This window comes from Stenotrophomonas sp. IS26 (assembly GCF_054188265.1).
Genome location: NZ_JBSZJV010000012.1, coordinates 101,286 through 122,571, shown reverse-complemented (window position 1 = coordinate 122,571; position 21,286 = coordinate 101,286). Strand labels below are relative to the sequence as shown.

Below are 21,286 nucleotides of genomic sequence, written 5' to 3'. Positions count from 1 at the left end.
CCCGTTGGTTGCTCAGCGCCTGGGCTTGGCCGGCTTCTTTGCGGCCGCCTTGGGTACGGCCTTGGTGGCCGTCTTCTTTGCCGCTTTCTTCGCCGGTACCTGGGGCGCAGCCTTCTTCGCGCGGGATGCCGGCACGGCTGCCGGTGCCTCCACGCCCTCGACCTCGGCCTCGACGTGGGCGTCCTCGTCGACCGAGGCAGCCATCACCTCGTTGGCCATCACCTCGGGGGCATCCACCACGGCAGGCGCGGCGATCACGGCCGGTGCCCGTGCCGCCGTCGTCTCGCCGGCGCGGGCACGCTCGGGCAGCTTCAGGCGCTTGCCTTCGTCGTCGTACTCGATCAGCAGCACGCCGGAGTCGTGGCGACCGCTGATCTCCACGAAGCAGGCACCGCCGATGAACGGCTCCAGCGTCATCACCGACTTCAGCGGGGTGGCCACGACCATCTGGAACCCGAAGTTGTCGAAGATGTTCATCGCCAGCGCGGTGAACTCGTTGTCGGCCTTGTCGAAGGCTTCATCCAGCACCACCGCCGCGTAGCTGGGCAGCTGGCCGTCGGCGCCACCGAGCTGGTAGCGCAGCGCGGCCGCCAGGCAGGTGGTGGCCAGCTTCTGGCGCTGGCCGCCGGACTTGCCCGCACCGCTGCGGTAGATCTCCACCTGTTGGCGGGTGGCGGCGTCGAGCTCGACGCCGACGAATTCCACATGCAGGCGCACGTCCAGCACCAGCTCGCGCCAGCGCTTGTCCTCGCCTTCCTGCGAGCCGAGCTTGGCGACCAGCTCACGCAGGACCGCGAACTGTGCTTCGGCCAGTTCGCGCTGCTCGGTCTGCTGTTGGGACAGCACGTCGCGCAGGCGCTGGTGGAACTCCAGCACTTCAGGCAGGCGGCGATCGGTGAGTTCGATGGTCAGCAGGGTGCCGCGGTTGAACGGCACCTGCTCCAGCGAGGCATTGACCTCGTCCAGGCGCTGGGCGATCGACTTGCGCGCCTCGGCCGTGTGCCGCTGCAGGGCCAGCAGGTTGTTCTTGCTCTGGCTCTGCAGCAGATCGAAGAAGCGTGCCTCGTGCTGCGGCAGGCCATCGTTCTCCAGCCGTTGCAGGCGGGCCAGGAAATCCTCGGCACTGGACAGGCTGACGGTGAAGTCGCCGCTGTCTTCGGGCCAGGCCTGGCAGTAGCGGCGGAAGCAGCCGAGCAGCAGGTTCTCCAGGCGGTTGTGTTCTGCCTGGGAACCGCCGAGCTGTTCGTTGAGCGTGTTGCTGATCTGCCGGAAGTGGGCTTCCAGGTTCTCCAGGCTGAGCACGCCGAGCACTTTCAGGCGTTCGTCCAGGCCCTGTTGCTGCAGGGGCGTGACCACGCGCTTGGCCAGCGGCGCGCACTGCTCGTGCAGGCGTTCCAGGCGTTCGTGTTCACGGCCAAGCTGGCCGCGCTCCACGCGCACGTCTTCATAGGTGCGTTTGGCCTGGGCCACATCAGCCCGGGTCTTCTCGATCTGTTCGCCCAGCTTGCGCAGATCGGCATTGCCTTCGCGCAGGTCGTGCAGGGCCTGGGCGATGTCGTCCAGGCGCTGCAGCGGTGCGGCCACATCGATCTCGTCCCAGCCCAGCGTGCACAGTTGATGGCAGGCCAGTCGGGCCTTGCCGTCCTGTTCGCGCTGCGCGCGCAGGCCGGCCACGTCGCTGTCGCAGGCGGCGATGCGCTGGGCCAGTTCGATCGCTTCGCGCTCGTACAGGTCCAGCTTGTCGCGGTTGTTGAAGCCCAGCAGCCACCGGCGGCGGTCGCTGATGTTGTGGCGATCGTCCTTCTCGAAGCGCTCGCCCGGGTGTTTGACCTGGCCTTCCTTGGTGATGCCGCGGTCGGTATCGCGCAGATGGCGTGCATCCACGCATTCGTAGTCGAAGCGCTTGCCCAGCTCGCGGCGCAGCCAGCCGGCATAGCCGTGCTCGCGCAGCACCAGCTTGTGCAGCAGCGAACGTGCGCCCGGCTCGCGGCCCTGCAGCGCATCGTCGTTGCGGCGTACGCGGTAGTAGACCAGGCGGGTACCCAGGTGGGTCTGGTTGATCCACTCCGAGACCTGGGCGTGGTGGCGCTCATCGACCAGCAGCGATTGCGCGAAGCCGTGCAGCACGCGCTCGATGGCGCCCTGCCATGCGGCGTCTTCGTCGCGGACCTGCAGCAGTTCGCCGACGAACGGCAGTGCCGCCTCGGGAATGCCGGTATCGCTGCTCAGGCGTGCGCGCAGCTGCTGCATGGGTGCAGGGATGCTGGACGGGGTGCGCTTGAGCGCCTCCAGTTCCGAACGCACCTCGGCGAAGCGGCGTTCGTCGTCGCGCTTGCCGCCCATGCGCTCGGCAATGGCTTCATCCAGCTCGGCCGCAGCGCGCTGGCCATCGTCCAGGCGGGCCTGGGCGCGGGCGAGCTGCTCGGCAAACCCGTGCGCGGTCTCGGCCAGGGTTTCCCCCAGTTCGCGGCTGGCGTGGTTGGCCTGGCTGCGCTTGGCCAGGCGGCGGTCGCGCTCCTGGGCGACACGGCCCTGCTCGCGCTCAAGCTCTTCGATGCGCTCGCCGCCCTGCTGGCGCCGCTGCGCTTCCAGTTCGGCGAGGTGGCTTTCATGGTTGTCCAGCGCGCTGCGGCGCTGGCCTTCTTCGCCGGACAGCCCGCGGTCACGGGTATCCAGTTCCAGCAGGCGCGCCTCGAGCAGGGCCAGGCGACGCTGCTCGCGCACGCCGTCGATGCCCAGCTTCATCTCATCCAGCTCTTCGCGCTGGCGGCGCAGTGCCTGCAGATCGGCGTAGTGGCCGCGTGCGGGCAGCAGGGTTTCGACCTGGCGGCGCGCGGTGACCACGGCCTGATGGGCGCCATCGAGTTCGGCGAAATCATCGACCAGCCGCTCGGCGGCATCGAAGGTGCGCGGTGCATCGAGCATGAAGTCGCGCAGGAACACGTTCAGATCGCCGAGGTTCTTCGCCGACTGCGTCTTGTGCAGCAGGCGCAGCGCCATCTCGTTCTCGATCCCGAGCACGTGGCGGAACCGTTCGGCGTAGCTGGCGAAGCTGTCGAAGTGATGCACATCGCCCAGGCGCTGCTTGAGCTTGCGCAGGTCCAGGTCGAAGCCGCCGAGGTCGCGCGCGATGTCGAAACTGCGCTCGGCCACCATGTAGTGCTTGCGCACATCGGCCGCCGCCGCGCCGTTGCCGGCGATCCAGAACAGGCGCACCAGGCTGACGATGCGGCCGTCATTGCTGCGGTATTCCAGTACCAGCGCGGTCCAGGTAGCGCCTTTACGCAGGTACTGGGTGGCGATTTCGCCGGTGCCGCTGTCCTGCTGGTCGGCCCAGGCGCCACGCACGTAGGAGACCAGGTTGCGGTCGCGGCCACTGCGTTCGGCTTCGCGCGCGGCGGCATTGAAGTCGACCAGGGCCGGCGGTACCAGCAGCGCGGACATCGCATCGAGCAGGGTCGACTTGCCCGAGCCGGAGCGGCCGACGAACAGGAAGCCGCGTTCGGCGATCGGCACTTCGGTCAGGCCGGAGAAGGTGCCCCAGTTGTGGACCTGCAGGCGGCGCATGCGGAACTGCTGCGCGCGCGGGTCGGGCTGGTCGCCGGGGAACAGGGCGGGTGCGGGAATGTGGACGGTCATGGCAGGGCTAGCAATCCAGGCAGGGCAGCGGCGCGCGGGCGCGCGCTCAGGCGTCGAGGTCGGCCGGCGCTTCGCGCAGGCGGCGGTACACCTGGGCCAGGGCGGCGACATCTTCGGCGGAGAACATCAGTTTCAGTGCCGGCGAGACTTCATGACGCGCATCGTCACCGCCGAGGCGGGTGAGGATGTGGTTGTCCTTCATCTTCTGCACGGCACTGGCGACGCGGCGGTTGAAGCCGGCGCGGTCGGTGGACAGGTGGCGCTCGTACACGGCCAGTGCTTCGGCCAGTTCGGCATCCTCGACCACCGCGCGCACGCCGCGCGCATCGGCTTCGGCCAACTGCTGGCGCAGGTGCAGCAGCAGCACCGAATCGATGAAGGTCAGCGGCGAGGTACGCAGCAGCACCGGTGCATCGATATCTTCGGTATCGGCCTGGCGGGTGAAGGCCACGCCGCTCTCGCGGTCCAGCACCAGTTCCAGGAACAGGTCCGAGAGCGCCGAGCGGATCGCCGCTTCGCTGCGGATCAGCGCCGGCCACAGCTTGGCGTGGCGCAGCTGGTCGATGCTCGGGCCGATCAGCAGCTGGCACAGCGCGCGGCGGCCATCGAGCGGCAGCCGGCCGGTGTCGCCCATGTAGAAGACGTCATTGTTACGCCGCAGGACGGGCGTCACCACGACCGGCTCGTCGTCGTGCTCGTCTGCGCCGCCGTCGATCGGGGTGTCGGTGGATTGTTCATGCCAGCTCATGGCGTTTCTCCTGGGTGAACCAGATCAGCGGAATGCGGGCGCGACGCCATTGGCCATCGCCGCCGCGCCATTGCGCGATCTCCTGTTGATCGGTGGCGACCTCGCCGTGGCGGGTGCCGAGCGAGAGGTAACCGATGATGCTGCCGAGGCCCTGCGGGGCCTCGCGGTGTTCAAGCACCTGCGCGATCGACAGCCGCGGCTGCTCGCCGAGCAGCTCGTGCAGATCGCAGCGCAGGGTGCGGAAGTCGATTTCAGAGGCGGCCACCAGGTCGCCGACACTTTCCAGCGAGATCGCGGCGGTGTCGTTGCGCTGCACGCTGCCATCCACCTGCGCCTGGCGCGGATCGTGCAGCTTCCATTGCGAGAGCGAGCGCAGCCGGCTGGTGGTGAGCTGCAGGTCGCGGCCGATGCCGCGCTGCGCCGGGATGTGGTCGCGCAGGCCCAGCGCCTCGCCCTGGGCCTGCTTGAGCAGCTGGTTGAGGCGGCGCTGTTCCAGGTAGCCACGGCTCTGCACGAAGCCGCGCAGGCTGCGCGCGAAGTGCTGCAGCACGTCGTGGACCTGGCCACCGCGCTCAAGCATGGTGGTGGTGAAGCCACGCAGGAAGGTGCGCTCGTTGCGATCCAGCTTGCGCGCGAAACCACGCGCGAGCACGGTCTCCAGCGCGGCATCGAGCTGGGCGCTCTGTTCGGCATCATTGAGCAGGCGCCAGAACGCCTCGAAGCTGCGCCCGGCGTCGCTGTCGCCGATCACGTCCACGCCTTCGAACAGCTTGGACAGGACGTCACCGCGCTCGCCCTCATCATCGATGATGCGTTCGCGGAATTCACGGTTGAGGCGTTCGAAGTCGTCGCGCACGCGGCGGAAATCTTCGGTCAGCTCGTCGGCCAGGCCGATGATCTGGCGGGTCCGCTCCAGCGCGCGCTTGCCGTCCAGCGAAGAGACCTTGCCGCCGCTGACGCGGGCGATCTCGGCATCGATGCGGTCGCGCTCGTCGCGCAGCGCGGACAGGCGCGCATCCGGATTGGATTCGGTCAGCGCGGCCAGCTGCGAGAGCTGCTCGATCACCAGCGCCAGGCGGCTCTCGGTGGCGGCAGCGCGCGCCTGCTCCAGGCTGTCGGCGAAGCGGATCGCCTGCGCGGCCTGGGTGGACAGTTCGTACTGTTCCTGGTCGGCGCCTTCGGGCAGGCGACGTTCCAGCCAGCCCTGGGCCAGCCAGTGCGCGATGTAGGCCTGTGCGGTGCGAGGCAGGTCGCGCGAGAGCTCATCGGCCTTGAGATCATCCAGCGCGCGCTGCAGGCGTTCGTGCAGCACCGCGGTGGACAGGGTGCGCTCGTCCTGCATCAGCAGGCTCTGCAGCAGGCCGATGATCTCCGGCGCGTGATCGGCCGCCAGCAGCTTCCACTGCGACTGTTCGCGCAGGTGGCGGTAACGGGTAATGCGCTCGCGATGTTTCATTCGAGACCGGGGACAGGAAGACGGGCCGCGCGGGTCGCGGCGGCCGGGAGGGAAACGGGACGCGCACGCACCCGCAGGGCCGGGCCGAAGCCCGGCGCCTGCCGGCCGCGCGCGACAGCGCGGGGAATCAGCGCTTGCCGCCCACTTCGATGAAACGCAGGAACTCGGCGCGGGTGCGCGCGTCCTCGCGGAAGCTGCCCAGCATCTTGGAGGTGACCATGCTGACGCCCCGCTTGTGGATGCCACGGGTGGTCATGCACTCATGCGCACCTTCCACCACCACGCCCACGCCGACCGGCTGCAGCACGTCCTGGATGCACTGGGCGATCTGCGCGGTCATCTTTTCCTGGACCTGGAAGCGGCGCGCGTACGCCTCGACCACGCGGGCCAGCTTGCTGATGCCCACCACCTTGCCGGCCGGCAGATAGCCGACGTGCACGCGGCCGATGATCGGCGCCATGTGGTGTTCGCAGTGGCTTTCGTACTCGATGTCGCGCAGCACGATCAGTTCGTCGTAGCCGGCCACTTCCTCGAAGGTCCGCTCCATGTAGGCGCGCGGGTCGTCGCGGTAGCCGCTGAACCAGTCGCCATAGGCTTCGGCTACGCGGCGCGGGGTATCCAGCAGGCCTTCACGGGTCGGATCTTCACCGGCCCAGCGCAGCAGGGTGCGCACCGCCGATTCGGCCTCGGCCTGGGTGACGGGGTTGGCGTCGTTGTCTTGCTTGCTCATTACATACAGCACCCGAAGGGGGGCGAGCATCGTACCCGACAGACCCCTCGGGCGTCCTGCGCCGGGGCGCCCGGGCCCCGCCCGGAAAGGCATTCATTGGGCCGCGGTTGTGCCACGGGTATTGATAGGAGGCGAATTAGTAGTATCCTATCTATTCTGATGAACCGATCCCTCGACGAACGCACCCAGCTGCAGATGCAGCTCAGTTCCGGCTTGCTCTATGCAGGGCGGCAGTGGCAGCGCCTGGCCGACCAGGCCCTGGGCAGCTACGGCATTTCCGCTGCCTGCACCATGCCGCTGCTGATGATCGGGCGCGCCGGCGGCGGTATCCGCCAGGTGGCGCTGGCCCACCAGCTGGGCATGGAAGGGCCCTCGCTGGTGCGCCTGCTGGACAAGCTCGCCGCCAGCGACCTGGTCCGCCGCGAATGCGATGCCAGCGACCGCCGCGCCAACCTGCTGTGGCTGACCGACAAGGGCGAGGCCCTGGTCAGCGAGCTGGAAACCCAGCTGATCGGCCTGCGCCAGGATGTGTTCGGCGAGTTGACCCTGGATGAACTGCGCACCGTCCTGAAGCTGTGGCAGCTGCTGGCCGATGCGGCCGACCGCGTGACGTAAGCCTGTTCCCCGTTGTACCGCCCGGTGTCGTCCCTCGACGCCGGGCGATCCCCTTTCCGCTCCCCTGTGAATCCTTTGCCTCGATGTACGGTGAATTCAGTCTCTATGGTGTGTTCGTCCCGACCCTGCTCGGGTTGATGCTGCTTGCCTACCTGCTCAAGAGCGGGTTGCGCGTGGTCCTGCAGCGCACCGGCGCCTACCGCCACATCTGGCACCCCGCCCTGTTCAACCTGGCCGTGTACGTGATCGTGCTCGGCGGGTTGTTTTCCCTGATGCGTTGGATGCAATCGTGAACAAGATCCTCAAGCAGACATTCCCGGTCGTATTGACCGCCGTGGCCGTACTGGCCGCCGTGCTGGTGCTGCGCCACCTGTGGGCCTATTACATGGATGAGCCGTGGACGCGTGATGCGCATGTCAGCGCCGACGTGGTGCAGGTCGCGCCGGACGTGTCCGGGCTGGTGGAGGCGGTGAAGGTGGCCGACAACCAGCCGGTCAAGCGCGGTGAGGTGCTGTTCGTCGTGGACCGGGCACGCTATGAGATAGCGCTGGAGCAGGCCCAGGCCGCCTTGGGCGAACGCCGCGCCACGCTGGACCAGCTGCGCCGCGAGATCGCGCGCGACCGCAGCCTGCAGGATCTGGTCGCCGCCGAGGATGCCGAAGTGCGCCGCGCCAAGCTGCTCGCCGCGCAGGCCACGATGGCCACCGCGCAGGCCGCCGTGGACCTGGCCAAGCTCAACCTGGCGCGTACCGAAGTGCGCAGCCCCAGCGATGGCCACCTCAACGACCGCACCGTGCGCGCGGGCGACTACGTGACCGCCGGGCGCCCGGTGATGGCCGTGCTCGATACCGGCTCGTTCCGCGTGGACGGCTACTTCGAAGAAACCCGCCTGCAGGGCGTGCATGCCGGGCAGAAGGTCGACATCCGCCTGATGGGCGAAGCGCAGCCGCTGCAGGGCCACGTGCAGAGCATCGCCGCCGGCATCGAAGACCGTTACCGCAGTGAAGGCAGCAGCCTGCTGCCGAACGTGACGCCTGCCTTCGACTGGGTGCGGCTGGCCCAGCGCATCCCGGTGCGCATCCATATCGACCGCGTGCCGGCCGGCGTGAACCTGATCGCAGGGCGTACCGCCACCGTCACCATCCAGCCGGACACCGCGCAGGCCACGCCGGCGCAACCGGCACGGACGGCGCTGTGAACCGCCCGGCGCTTCACCGCATCGCCCTGGGGGTGGCACTGACCACGCTGGCCGCGTGCCGCACCGTCGGCCCGGACTACGCGGTGCCGGCCGGGTCCGCCTTCCAGCGGCCGGAGGCGAACGCCGCCTTCCTGGACACCGGCAACCCGCAGGTCGCCGCTGGCGCCGCGCTGCCCGCACGCTGGTGGGAGCTGTACCAGGACGACACCCTCAACGCGCTGGTGCAGCAGGCGCTGCGCGACAACGTGGAACTGAAGGTGGCCGATGCCAACCTGCGCCGCGCCGCCGCCGTGTACGAGCAGGCGCTGGATGCGGGTGGGTTCGAGTACGAGGCCGAGGCCGGAGTCAGCCGCGCGCAGCTCTCGGCCGAATCGTTCCTTCTTGAGCACGAACTGCCGCCGATCAACCTGGCCGACGGCAAATTCGCGGTGTCCTATCAGTTCGATCTGTTCGGCAAGCTCAAGCGCGCCTCCGAGGCCGCGCATGCCGACGAGCAGGCCACCGCCGCCGCGATGGACCTGGCGCGCGTGTCGCTGGTCGCGCAGGTGGCCGGCAGCTACGTCGACATCTGCCACGCCAACCATGAGCTGCACGTGGCCGAGCGCTCACTGCAGCTGCAGCAGCGCAGCCGCGAGGTCACCCAGCGCTTGATCACGGCCGGCCGCGGTACGCCGCCGGAGCTGGCCCGCGCCAATGCCCAGGTCGCGATGCTGCAGGCCGCGCTGCCGCCGTTGCGTGCACACCGCCAGGCCTCCGAATACCAGCTGGCCGCCCTGCTCGGCCGCACGCCAGGCCAGCTGCCCGAGGGCGTGAGCGACTGCAGCCAGGCCCCGACCCTGGCCCAGGCCCTGCCGATCGGCGATGGCCGCGCGCTGCTGCAACGCCGCCCGGACATCCGCCAGGCCGAGCGCAAGCTGGCCGCCGCCACCGCGCGGATCGGCGTGGCCACCGCCGAGCTCTACCCGGACATCCGCCTGGGCGCCTCGGTCGGTGCGGCCGGCCTGCTGGAAGACTTCGGTACGCCGTTGACCCAGCAATGGTCGATCGGCCCGCTGATTTCCTGGACGCTGCCCTCTTCCAGCACGCATGCGCGCATCCACGCCACCGAAGCCGGTGCCGATGCCGCGCTGGCCGAGTTCGATCACAGCGTGCTGCAGGCCCTGCGCGAAACCCAGACCGCGCTGAGCCGCTATGCCCAGGATCTGCAGCGGCTGCAGTTCCTGCAGCAGGCACAGCAGCAGGCCGATCTGGCTGCCAGCCAGAACCGCCGCCTCTATCAGGGCGGGCGCACGCCCTACCTGGCCAGCCTGGATGCCGACCGCAGCCTGGCCAGCGCCGATGCGACCCTGGCGGACGCGCAGGCGCAGGTCTCGCGCGACCAGATCCAGCTGTTCCTGGTGCTCGGCGGCGGCTGGAATGCCGACGCCGTCGCCACCGGCACGGCCGCGAGGTAAGCCATGCTGCTGCTGGACAGACAGGCCTGGTTGTTCTCGGTCAAAACCTTCCTGGCGGCGATCGCGGCGCTGTACATCGGCCTGGCCGGCAATCTTTCGCGGCCGTACTGGGCGATGGCCACGGTCTACATCGTGACCCAGCCGATGCTGGGCCCGACCCGTGCCAAGGGCGCCTACCGCATCCTCGGCACGCTGATCGCCGGTGCGGCGACACTGTGGATGCTGCCGCACCTGGTGGAAACGCCGCTGCTGCTGAGCGCGGCGATGTCGCTGTGGCTGTCGGGGTGTCTGTTCATCGCCCTGCTCAACCGTGGCCCGCGCGGCTACGCGTTCCTGCTGGCCGGGTACACCACCGCCTTCATCGGCTTCCCGGCGGTGACCTCGCCGGACACCATCTTCGACACCGTAGTGGCGCGCAGCGAGGAGATCATCCTCGGCACGGTGGTGGCGGTGCTGTTTGCCTCACTGTTCTTCCCCGCCTCGGTGCGGCCGATGCTGCGCGCGCGGATCGGCAACTGGATGGGCGATGCCGCCGACTGGTGCCGGCAGATCCTGACGCGCGGCCACGCGCATGGCCCGCGCAACCGGCTGGCCGCCGATCTGGTCCAGTTCGAGGCGCTGATCGAATTCATGCGTCGCGACGACCCGCGCCATGCCGGTGCGGCGGTCTCGATGGAGCGACTGCGCGAGCGCATGCTGCTGATGTTGCCGGTGCTCTCCTCGATCGCCGACCGGCTGGGGGCGCTGCGCGCGGGTGGCCGTGCGCTGCCGCCTGGGCTGGAGACGCTGATCGCCGATCTGGCGCAGTGGCTGGAGCAGCCCGGCCGCTCCAGCGCCAGCACGTACGCCACACTGCGCGCCCGCATCGTCGCGCTCAAGCCGGCGGTGGACGGCGAGCTGGATCACCTGCTGCTGGTCACCCTGCTGCTGCGCCTGGAAGAACTGGTGGACCTCTGGCAGGACTGCACCACCCTGCATGCCGCCATCGATGCCGGCACCGCGCCGAGCGATACCGCGCACTACCGCGTGCGCACCCAGCGCGTAGACCACGTGCGCCACGTGGACTACGGCATGGCGCTGTTCTCGGCCGCCAGTGCCGGCGTCGCCCTGATGACGTACTGCGTGCTGTGGATCGGGCTCGGCTGGGAGGGCGGCGGCAACGGCGCGATGATGGCCGCGGTGGCTGCCGCGTTCTTCGCCGCGCAGGATGATCCGGCGCCAAGCATGCTGTCCTTCCTGCTCTGGGCGATCGTGGCCAGCCTGGTGGCCGGCGTGTACCTGTTCGGGATCTTCCCGGCCGTGCACGACTTCGGCAGCCTGGTGCTGGTGCTGGCGGTGATCTTCCTGCCGCTGGGCCTGCTGCTGCATCGGCCCAAGACCGCATTGATCGGTCTGCCGCTCACGGTGAATCTGGTCGCGCTGTTGAACGTGCAGAACACCTACAGCGCCAACATCCAGAGCTTCATCAATTCTGCCGTGGCGATGTTCATCGGCATTGGCTTTGCGGTGGTGATGACGCGGCTGTTCCGCTCGGTGGGTGCCGAGTGGACCGCACGCCGGCTGGTGCGCCAGGGCTGGAACACGCTGGCCGATGCAGCCGAGGGCCGTGGCCAGCAGGACCGCCAGCAGTTCGCCGCACGCATGCTCGATCTGCTCGGCCTGCTGGCACCGCGGCTGGCGGCGACGCCGGAAGGCAGCGATATCGCCTCGGTGGACATGCTCACCGAGGCGCGGATCGGCCTGAACATCCTGCAGCTGCGCCGCTCACGGCACGGCCTGCCGCCGGCCAGCGTGGCCGCGATCGACGCGATCCTGGACGACATCGCCCGCCATTACCGCGCCCAGGCCGCGCAGCGCCGCCCGGTGCCCGCCCCCACCGGGCTGCAGGCCCGGCTGGAGGCCTCGCTCAAGCGCGTGCAGACCGTGGCGGCCGGCAAGGCCCGCGATGAGGCGCTGATGGGCCTGATCGGGCTGCGCTATGCCCTGTTCCCCGAGGCGCCGGTGGTCGATACCCCTGCCGAGACCCCCGCAGCGGCCCCGGGCCTGCCCGCGCCGCGCTGAACCGGCTCGGGCGCGGACCGGCCGGCCCGCGCCGATCAGGGCTATCCTGACGCATGCATTTGCGCATGGATCAAGGTGATTTCCGATGAGTTACGACCTGATGGTGTTCGACCCCGCCGTCGCCCCGCGCGAGGCCGAGGCCTTCCTGCAGTGGTATGACGCGCAGACCGAATGGAACGAGACGCACGACTACGACGACCCCAAGGTGTCGGTACCGGCACTGCAGGCCTTCTTCGCTGCGCTCGCCGAGCATTACCCACCGATGGATGGCCCGCTCTCCGATGAGGAAGACGACCGCCCGGAAGTGACCGACTACAGCATCGGCCAGCACGTGGTCTATGCCTCGTTCGATGACGAGGTGGCCGAGAACGCGCACGGCCTGGTGCAGGTGCTGGCCAACACCCACCAGCTGGGCTTCTTCGATGTCAGCGGTGACGGTGCCATCGTGTTCCCCGATGGCACCGTGGTGATTCCGGAGTAAAACCGGACGCGGGGCTAGAACAACTGCCCCTGGGCCGGCGCCGTCACGACGGCGTCGGCTACTGCGTCGCCCTGGCCGCCCTGCAGGCGCGCCGCCAGGCCCGACAAACGGCTGGCATGCCGCGCCAACGCGGCCTCCAGCACCTGCGCACTGCCGAGCACGTGCAGCGACTGCCGCGCACGGGTCATGCCGGTGTAGACCAGCTCGCGCGACAGCACGCGGTTGTCGCGCCGCGGCAGCTGCAGCCAGACCTCATCGAACTCCGAACCCTGCGCCTTGTGCACGGTCATCGCGAACGCACTCTCATGTGCGGGCAACGCACCCGGGTGGAAACCGCGCGGCTGGTCCGGCGTCTCGCCGGGGAACCACGCGGTCACGCTGCCGTGCCGGTCAATCAGGCAGATGCCGATGTCGCCGTTGAACAGGCGGTGCCGGTAGCTGTTTTCTGTGATCAGCAGCAGCCGGCCGTGGAAATAGCCCGGGGCCATGCCCGGCCGCGGCACACCGGCCAGCAGTGCTTCGATGCGCGCGTTGAGCCCGCGTGCACCCTGGGGGCCTTCGCGCACGGCGGTGAGCAGGCGGATGCGGCCGGCATTGGCCAGCGCCTGACCGGGATCGGCGGCTTCGCCGAGGCCACGCCAATGCCCGAGCAGGTGCTCGCGATGATGCTGCAGCGGGTCGCTCTGGTCCTCGTGGAAGTGCACACCGGCCAGCGTGCCGACGCGTAGCAGGGCAAGCGCGGTGGCACTGTTGCCCTCGCGCACGGCATGCGCCAGCGGCGCCAGATCGAGCGCGTCGGTCTGCCGGTAGCCGCGCTGCAGCTGCACGCGCCGGCCGGCGAACCGGCGTGGCGGTGCCAGCGGTTGCAGCGCCTCGGGCGCGAGCAGCGCGCGTAATGCCTGCGCGTCGTCGGCCTGGGTGCCCAAGCCATCGCCACTGGCGCGCAGGATCGCACTGAGCACATCGCCGGCTTCCACCGAGGGCAGCTGGTCCGGATCGCCGAGCAGCACCAGCCGGCTGCCATCGGCGACCGCCTCGACCAGCTTGGTCATCAACGGCAGATCGATCATCGAGGCCTCGTCCACCACCACCACGTCATACGGCAGCGGGTTGTCGGCGTGATGGCGGAAGCGCGGCGAATCCGGGATCACCCCGAGCAGGCGATGCAGGGTGGTGCCGGTGCTCGGCATCGCATCGCACAGGGCCGGCGCGATGCCGACCAGCCGCAGCCGCTGCACGGCCAGGCGCAGGCTCTCGGCCATGCGCTCGGCGGCACGGCCGGTCGGCGCAGCCAGCGCGACCCGTGGCAATGCCTGGTCAGCCTGCACCGCCTGTGCGGCCAGCAGTACCAGCAGCCGCGCGATGGTGGTGGTCTTGCCGGTGCCGGGGCCGCCGGTCACCAGCACCAACGGATGGCAAAGGGCGACGGCCGCCGCACGGGCCTGATGATCGATCCCGTCGCGGGCCTGCGGGAACAGCTGGCCAAACAGGGTGGCCAGGCGGCCGGGATCGGCCTCAGCCAGCGGATGCGTGGCGATGCGTTGCAGGCCCTGCGCAAGCCGACGCTCGTATTCGCGGTAGCGGCGCAGATAGAGCAGCCCGTTTTCCAGCACCAGCGGTGCATCGCCGGCGACCACGTCATCTGCGTGCGGCACCTCCACCCACGGCGAGGCGCGCAGCTGCGCCAGCCAACCCTCGGGCGCGGGCCACTCGATCTCGGCATCGATCAGCCGCTGCGGCTGGCTCGGATCCAGGCCGGCATGGCCTTCCGAGACCGCCAGCGACGCCAGTGCAGCACCGAGCAGCACCGCCTCGGGCGTGTCCGGGCGCAGCCGGCGCAGGCTTTGCGCCAGCGCGTGATCGAGTGTGCGCAGCGCATTGCCGCGGTACAGCGTGGTGAGCAGGCTCATGCGTCCCCCCGTGCGCGGGCGGCCATGCGGGCCTGGGCGTGTTCGCCACCCGCGAACAGCGCATCCAGCGCATCCACGAGGGCCGGATCGAAGCGATGCGCATACAGGCCGGGGCTGTCCTCGCGGCCGGCGTCCAGGCCGCGGCAGAACAGGTAGCGGATGCCGCCCATGTCGCGCGTGTAATCGTACTGCGCGCCCAGCCGGAAGCGCAGCCAGCGGTGCAGCGCCACGGTGTAGATCAGTGCCTGCAGGTCGTATTCGCTGTGCTGCATGGCACTCGTCAGGCGGGCCGCGTCGTAGCCGGGCAGGCGGTTGGATTTGTAATCGAGCACGTACCAGCGGTCCGCACGCACGTAGGTCAGATCGATCTTGCCGGTCATCAGACCTTCCAGCCGCCGGCGTGTGCCGAAACCATGGCGGTCGCGTACCAGTCCATGCGCGTGCAGCAGGGCCAGCAGGGCGGGAACGGCGGTCGGCTGCATCGCGAAGTGGAACTCGATCTCGGCGCGGCGTGCATCGGCCGGCAGGTCGTGCAGTGCGCCGCCTTCCGGCAAGGGCACGGTCAGGGTCTGGCCGACCAGCGCGGTCAACATGGCCACGCCATCGTCCAGATCTTCCTCGGCATAGCCTTCCGCGCGCAGCGAAGCACGCAGGACCTCGGCTTCCTCGCCGGGTGCCGGCTGCCCGGCCTGCCAGCCGCCCCACAACGCGAAATCGGTGTTCTCCAGCGCATCGTGCAGCACATTGCCGAAGCGGCTGCCCATGAAACGCGGGTCGATCTCGTCGCTGGCCACGGCCGGTTGCTCGGCGTCCAGGGTGAGGTCCACGCCGGCCGGTTCGTCGGCCGCGGGGGCCGGCACTTCGGTCGCGGCGGCATCGGTGTCGTGGCCGGCGTCGGCATGCGCCAGCTGGGTGAAGCTGTACACCCACCAATCGTGCGGCACGCGGCGGGTGAGCGCGCGTACCGGCGGCAGTTCGCCCTCGCGTTCGAAGGCGAGCTGTGCCGGCCGGGTCTCCACCGGGCCTTCGATCACGGCGATGTCCGGGTGGTCACGCAGGGCGGCCATGTTGGACAGCATCGGTGCCAGGCGGGTCTTCGCCAGGCCGGCCAGATCACCCGCGGCGATCCACAGCGCGTGCTCGGCGCGGGTCAACCCGACGTAGAGCAGGCGCGCGTCTTCGGCCTCCTGTTCCTGCGCGCTGCGCGTGCTGGCCGCGCTCCAGCTGTCGTCCTTGTCCAGCTTCCAGTGCAGTTCACGGCGGCCATTGGCGTACACCGTGCAGTTGGCCTCGGTGTTCGGCGCGCCACCCCCGATGCCCACGAACGGCAGGAACACCAGCGGATACTCCAGGCCTTTGCTCTTGTGCAGGGTGATGATCTGCACGCGGCGCGCATCCGATTCCAGGCGCAGCAGTTGCTGTTCGTCGTTCTGGTCGGCGTGCGCCATCTGCACCTGCAGCCAGTCGAGCAGGCCGTGCATGCCCAGCGTCTGCCCGGCCGCCTGCTGCAGCAGTTCGCCCAGCTGCAGGTAGTTGGTCAAGCGGCGCTCGCCATCGAGCAGGCCGAGCAGGCGCTCGGCGTGCTCGGCACACAGATCGGCGATCACCGCGAACGGGCCGCCGCGCTGCCAGCGCTCACGCCATTCCAGCAGCCGCACCTGGAACGAGCGTTGTGCATCCCCTTCACGCTCCAGCGCATCGATCGCCTCGGCATCTTCGCCAAGCAACACGGTCGACAGCGCCGCGCGCAGCCGTCCTTCATCGGCCGGTTGCAGCAGGGCCAGCAACAGCAGGCGCAGGTCGTGCGCTTCGGGTGTGGCGTACAGGCTCTGCTTGCCCGCGGCGACGGCGGGAATACCCACCGCACCGAGCGCCTGCTGGATGCGCGTGGCCTCCTTGTGCGAGCGCACCAGGACCGCGATGTCGCCGGGTTGTACCGGCACGTCGCGCAGCAGCGCGCGCCCTTGCCGGGCCTCACTGAGGATCTGGTGGATCGCGGCCACGCAGGCGTCGCTGGCCTGCTGGCGCGAGGGATCGGCCTTGAGATCGCCGGCCTCGGTGTTGTGCAGCACGCGCACGGTCAGGCCGGGTGCGGGAATCCCGTCGCGCAGGAAATCCGCATCCACGCGGGTGCTGCCGGGGTGCACCGGCTCGAAGGCGATGTCGGCTTCGAGGAAGGCGCGTTCGCCGGCATTGGCGTACAGCGCTTCGATCGCGTGCAGCACCGCCGGACGCGAGCGGAAGTTGCGGTCCAGCGCGGGCGCTGCATCGGCCTGGCGTTTGGCTTTGAGGTAGGTGTGGATATCGCCGCCACGGAAGCCGTAGATCGCCTGCTTGGGATCGCCGATCAGGAACAGCGCCGGTGTCAGGCCGGCCTCGCGGGTCTCCTCCGACTCGCCGAACACGCGCTGGAAGATGCCCCACTGGCGGTCGTCGGTATCCTGGAACTCGTCCACCAGCGCGATCGCGTACTGCGCGCGCAGCTGCTGCACCAGGGTGGCGCGGTGCGGGCCGTCGAGTGCATCGGCGACACCGTCGATCAGGTCATCGTAGGTCTGCACGCGTCCGATCCGCTTGAGCTCAGCCAAGCGCGCACGCGCTTCATCGCGCAGGTCATGCAGGAACGCGGTGGCCTGCTGGCGCAGCCACTGCTCGCGCGCGTCGGCGGCGTGCCACCAGCGTTGCAGTGCATCGAACAGCGGCGAGACCGGGCACTGGCCGTCCATGCCGTCCTTGCAGAAGGCCAGCAGCTGCACCGGCAGCAGCTTGCCGAGGTGGCTCTTGTCACCGCGCGGCCAGTGCTGTGCGCTGCGGCCGGCGAACAGCTCGCCGAAGGCCTTGTCGAAGCTGGGCCGTTTGGCACGGCGACCGTCGAAGACCTTGCGATCGAAGGCGGCGGCGATCTGTGCCTGCGCGTCTTCGCCGTGGCTCTCGATCGCCTCGGCCAACGCGGCCGCGGCGAGCCGCAGCTGCGGCGCGGGGTCGTCGAAGGTGTGGGTCGGCCGCGCTGGGAGCAACGGCAACGGCTTGATCAGCGTGGTGAGATCGCCGGCCAGCGCCTCGGGCGAGGACCACAGCCAGGTCAGCGCATCGACCGTGGCCGCGTCGTTGGCATGCACGCGCCACAGGTCGGCGGCGAGTTCCTCGTGCAGCGCGCGTTCGCTCGGCAGCAGGGTCGGCGGATCGAAGGTGTGTCCGCTCTCCAAGGCATGCTCACGCAGCACGCGGGTGCAGAAGCCATGGATGGTGAAGATCGAGGCGAGATCGATTTCGTCGGCCGCGGTCTGCAGCCGGCGCGCCAGCGCGGCCGGCGTTTCTTCGCCGAGGGCGAGCTGGCGGTGGAGGATCACCTGGGTCAGGACGACCTCCGGGCTGTCCTGTTCGCTCGGCGCGCGCTCGACCAGCTGTGCGGCCAAGGCAAGGCGCTCGCGGATGCGCTTGCGCAGTTCCTGCGTCGCGGCATCGGTGAAGGTGACCGCCAGGATCTGGCCGATGCGCCAGCCCTTCTCCACCACCAGCCGGGTGAACAGCGTGGCCAGGGTGAAGGTCTTGCCGGTACCGGCGCTGGCCTCGATCAGGCGCACGCCCTCCAGCGGCAGCGCCAGATAGGGATCGTTGAGCAGGTCGTGGTCGATCATCGCAGGGCTCCTTCCTCGTCAAAGCCCGGGAACACACGGCCTTCGCGCACCGCGGTGAACACCACGAAGCTGTTGTGCAGCAATTGTCGGTAGCTGTCCGCGCTGGCGAACGGATCATGGCCACGCAGCGCGAGCTGGTAGCCGGCGCCGGTGGATTCGCCCCAGGTGCGGTCGCTGCCATGCCACTTGGCGCGGCCCTCGGCTTCGCGCTTGGCCGCGGCGGCGGTGTACAGCACCCAGCCGGTGGACGGGCCGTACAACAGCGGCGCGCGCAGCCCTTCGCTGCGCAGCTGCAGCAGGCGCCGCAGCACCTCGTGCGCCCGTTCGGCCTCCAGCGGCGGCAGCGTGTGCGGGCCCAGCCCGTCATCGCCCGCGTCGTGGAACTGGACCAGCGGCTGTGGGTCGCCGGCGGCGTTGGCGAGCAGCCAGTCCAGGCCCTGGCGGATCGCGGCACGGCCATTGAGCGGGCCCGGGCGCAGGCGCACCAGGCCATGCGGATGCAGGCCATCGACGCGGCCGTGCAGACGCACCCCGTCGATATCCACTTCGTAGCGGCGGCTGCCGGCCGCGGTACCGGCCTGCCACTGCGCCAGCGCCTGTGCGTAGGGTTCGGTCTGCGCCTGCAGCAGGGCGAACTGACGCTCCCCCAGTGCACCGGAGGGCAGCAGCGCACGCGCGCGCAGCCGGGGGTACAGCGGCGCGGCATTCTCGTCGAGGGTGGCCTCGATCACCGCCTGCTGCAGCAGTACGGTATCGCCACCGCGCGCCGCCATCACCAACGGCTCCACATCCTCGGCGTTGTCCACGTCGTCGGGCAGGCGCAGGCCGAGCCGTTGCGAGAGGAACTGGCTGGCCGGATCGGTGAGGAAGCGACGCAGCGCATCCACGCTCAGTTCCGCCTCGCCCACCACGCTCTCCATCGGTGGCAGTGGCCGTGCGAACCAGGGCGCCAGCGCACGCCGTGCGCCGCCAAGCGAGCCGGCGGCCGGGTGCCATTGCTGGCGATAGCTGAAACGTCGCGGTTCCTCACCGCCACCGAAGGCCGCCGGTGCAAACGGCTGCAGCGAGTGCCGCACCGTCATCCGCTTGGCCGCCGCGGGCGGATCCAGGTGGTACTCGGCAGCGGCATCGATCAGCTCGCTGACCAATACTGACGGTTCGCGCACGCTGCCATCGCGCGGATCGGCGCCCAGGTAGCTCAGGTAGAACACGTCCTGCGCCGAGGCGAACAGCTGCAGGAACAGGAAACGGTCGTCCTCGCGCAGCGAGCGGTCGCCATGCCGGCGCTTGTCGGTGCCCAGTTCGGCGGTGAGCTGGTTGAGCCCCGCAGCCGGGTCGCGGCGCGGGAAATCGCCATCGTTCAGCCCGAGCACGCAGATCACCCGGAACGGCAGCAGGCGCATCGGCACCATCCGCCCGAAACTGACGCCGCCGGTCAGCAGCGGCGCACGTGTATCGGCCTGCGCGAGCACGCCGGCGAAATGCGCGCGCAGCACCTCCGGCGGCACGTCGCCCTCGAAGCCGGCGGTATCCGCATCACGGGCGAACTCGTTGATCAGTTTGCGCAGCCGCTCCAGCGCGCGCTGGCTGTTGGCGGCCTGCGGCGGCTCCGGCAGCAGCGCATCGAGCAGCGCCAGCAGACGCTGCCGCCACTGGCCGGGCGACATCGCCTCTCCCAACGCCTTCTGGTAGCGCGCCAGCACCCGCAGCAGGCCGAGCAGGCGGTCCAGCGCATCCAGCGCGCTGCCTTCCAGCTCCGGCCACGGCGCGACCCCGGCGATATCGCCGTCGCTGCCGCTGGCATGGCCGAGCAGCAGGCGATCAAGTGCGAACTGCCAGGTGAAGGCGTCATCGACCGGGGCCTGGTGCTGGCCGCGATGGGCGGCATCCAGCCCCCAGCGCGCGCCGGCGGCCTGCAGCCAGTCGTGCAGGCGGTCAAACGCCGCCGCATCCAGACCGGCCGCTTCGGCCAGCGGCGCGCTGGCGAGCAGATCCAGCACTTCGTTCAAGCCGAAGCGCGAGACCGGCAACCCGAGCAGGTGCACGAACACATCGGCCAGTGGTTCACCCGCCAGCGGGCTGGTGTCGGCCAGCGCATAGGGAATGTGGTCATCGCCGCCGCCGCGCCCGCCGAACACCGCTTCCAGGTAGGGCACGTAGGGATCGATGTCCGGCGCCAGCACCGCGATCTCGCGCGCCTGCAGCGGCGGATCGAAGCGCGGGTCCTGGAGCAGGCCGCGCAGCTGGTCGTGCAGCACCTGCAGTTCGCGCAGGCGGGTATGGCAGGCATGCACCTGCAGGCTCGGGTCGTCGTAGCGCAGCGCCTCGCGCAGAGGCCCGGCGGGCTGCCCGCGGCGGTGGAACAGGTCGCGCTGCAGGCGATGCAGCAGGCTGTCGGACAGGCCGCCGGCGTCCATGTCCGGGCGCGCGTCCTCTTCGGGATCGTCGTAGGCGGCGATCTCACCGGAGGGGTGCACGACCTCGTAGCTGCCCAGCACCGCCATGAAGTCGCGGCCCGCCGCGCCCCAGGCCTGCAGCAGGCGGTTCTCGCCGGCCGCCTCGCCGAACGGATCGGGCGCGCCGCTGCGCAGCTTCTCGCCCAGGGTCTGCAGATCGCCCCAGTAGGCTTGGGTCGGTGTGGGCAGATAGAAGTGCATCGTGCCGACCCGCGCCTGGGTGGCCATCACCCGCAGCACGTCCGGGGAGATGTTGAGCGTGGCGAAGGCGAACACCCGCGCCGGCAGGCCCTGCGGCAGCGGCTGGTCGGCGCCCTCGAAACGGGCGAGATAGGCATCGATGCGGCGCGCACGGTACTGCTTGCCGCTGGCGATATGCCGCCACAGGATCGCCTGCGGGTCGTTCGGTGCCGCGCCGGCCTCCCAACGCAGCAGCCAATCGCGGCGCCAGGCCTGGTACTTCTCGAACACCGAGGCCAGCTCGGCGGCCAGCGCCCACGGCTTGAGCGGATCGGCCGCGGACAGGTAGGCCTGCAGGGCCGCCATCGGCGGCTGCGCCATCAGCACCGGGTCACGCAGCGCAGCGTACAGCCTCCAGCGCAGGCCCTCGGCATTGAGATCGTCATGTTCGCCGGGCACGTTGGCGTTGAGGGCGCGGGCGACCAGCTCACCGGGGGTGAGGAACTCCAGGTTGGCGGCAATGCCATACTCGGCCGCCAGGGTCGATTGCAGCCAGCGGCGCATCGCGACCTGCGGGATCAGGACCACCTCAGGCACCAGGATCGATTGGCCCGGCACGGGCGTGCGCAGCGTCGTGGCCAGCAGGGCGGCCAGCACATCGAGCGAGTTGGAGTGGTACAGGCGGAAGTCTGAAGCGGCGTCGGTCATCGCAGGAGTGTG

The 21,286-nt window shown here is 69.8% G+C and carries 13 protein-coding genes; 6 read left to right on the top strand and 7 right to left on the bottom strand.

Features of this window, described 5'->3' with window-relative positions; genetic code table 11:
* Nucleotides 1-12: 12 nt before the first annotated feature.
* The 4 genes from ACW6W5_RS12295 to folE form a co-directional block, all read right to left on the bottom strand.
* A complete protein-coding gene (locus ACW6W5_RS12295; RefSeq protein WP_152152834.1) occupies nt 13-3,639 on the bottom strand; it encodes an ATP-binding protein in 3,627 nt (1,208 codons plus the stop codon).
* A gap of 46 nt (nt 3,640-3,685) precedes the next feature.
* Nucleotides 3,686-4,387 (bottom strand): DUF4194 domain-containing protein, encoded by a 702-nt coding sequence (locus tag ACW6W5_RS12290; protein WP_123730916.1) that lies wholly within the window; start codon nt 4,385-4,387, stop codon nt 3,686-3,688.
* Entirely contained in the window at nt 4,374-5,843 is a 1,470-nt protein-coding gene (locus ACW6W5_RS12285; RefSeq protein WP_152152832.1) for a DUF3375 domain-containing protein, read from the bottom strand. Before ACW6W5_RS12285 ends, ACW6W5_RS12290 begins: the two co-directional genes overlap by 14 nt.
* Before the next feature lie 127 nt (nt 5,844-5,970).
* A complete protein-coding gene (folE, locus tag ACW6W5_RS12280) occupies nt 5,971-6,573 on the bottom strand; it encodes a GTP cyclohydrolase I FolE (protein WP_019183982.1) in 603 nt (200 codons plus the stop codon).
* A gap of 159 nt (nt 6,574-6,732) precedes the next feature.
* On the opposite strand from folE, the gene ACW6W5_RS12275 reads away from it, so the two are divergent.
* The 6 genes from ACW6W5_RS12275 to ACW6W5_RS12250 all read left to right on the top strand — a co-directional run bounded on the left by ACW6W5_RS12275 (nt 6,733) and on the right by ACW6W5_RS12250 (nt 12,382).
* Entirely contained in the window at nt 6,733-7,188 is a 456-nt protein-coding gene (locus ACW6W5_RS12275; RefSeq protein WP_121043644.1) for a MarR family winged helix-turn-helix transcriptional regulator, read from the top strand.
* 83 nt (nt 7,189-7,271) lie between these two features.
* The gene (locus tag ACW6W5_RS12270) at nt 7,272-7,481 is read left to right on the top strand and encodes a DUF1656 domain-containing protein (RefSeq protein ID WP_019183984.1); all 210 of its coding nucleotides are present in this window, start codon (nt 7,272-7,274) and stop codon (nt 7,479-7,481) included.
* Nucleotides 7,478-8,386 carry an efflux RND transporter periplasmic adaptor subunit gene (locus tag ACW6W5_RS12265; protein WP_193222799.1) on the top strand — a complete coding sequence of 303 codons (909 nt, stop codon included), beginning with the start codon at nt 7,478-7,480 and terminating at the stop codon, nt 8,384-8,386. The genes ACW6W5_RS12270 and ACW6W5_RS12265 overlap by 4 nt, the downstream gene beginning before the upstream one ends.
* Entirely contained in the window at nt 8,383-9,840 is a 1,458-nt protein-coding gene (locus ACW6W5_RS12260) for an efflux transporter outer membrane subunit (protein ID WP_152152828.1), read from the top strand. The genes ACW6W5_RS12265 and ACW6W5_RS12260 overlap by 4 nt, the downstream gene beginning before the upstream one ends.
* A 3-nt stretch (nt 9,841-9,843) precedes the next feature.
* On the top strand, nt 9,844-11,901 hold the full coding sequence (locus tag ACW6W5_RS12255; protein ID WP_152152826.1) for an FUSC family protein: 2,058 nt from the start codon (nt 9,844-9,846) through the stop codon (nt 11,899-11,901).
* Nucleotides 11,902-11,986: 85 nt separating this feature from the next.
* On the top strand, nt 11,987-12,382 hold the full coding sequence (locus ACW6W5_RS12250; RefSeq protein WP_088435243.1) for a hypothetical protein: 396 nt from the start codon (nt 11,987-11,989) through the stop codon (nt 12,380-12,382).
* A 14-nt stretch (nt 12,383-12,396) separates the two neighbouring features.
* On the opposite strand, the gene recD is transcribed toward ACW6W5_RS12250, so the two are convergent.
* From recD to recC, 3 genes are read right to left on the bottom strand one after another with little or no spacing between them, the layout of a single operon-like run.
* Nucleotides 12,397-14,292: an exodeoxyribonuclease V subunit alpha gene (gene recD / locus ACW6W5_RS12245; RefSeq protein WP_152152824.1), complete on the bottom strand. Its 1,896-nt coding sequence runs from the start codon at nt 14,290-14,292 to the stop codon at nt 12,397-12,399.
* Complete coding sequence (gene recB, locus ACW6W5_RS12240; protein ID WP_152152822.1) at nt 14,289-17,930, bottom strand: exodeoxyribonuclease V subunit beta; 3,642 nt, start codon at nt 17,928-17,930, stop codon at nt 14,289-14,291. The genes recD and recB overlap by 4 nt, the downstream gene beginning before the upstream one ends.
* Nucleotides 17,927-21,274 carry an exodeoxyribonuclease V subunit gamma gene (gene recC, locus ACW6W5_RS12235; protein WP_152152820.1) on the bottom strand — a complete coding sequence of 1,116 codons (3,348 nt, stop codon included), beginning with the start codon at nt 21,272-21,274 and terminating at the stop codon, nt 17,927-17,929. Before recC ends, recB begins: the two co-directional genes overlap by 4 nt.
* Between the last annotated feature and the right edge of the window lie 12 nt (nt 21,275-21,286).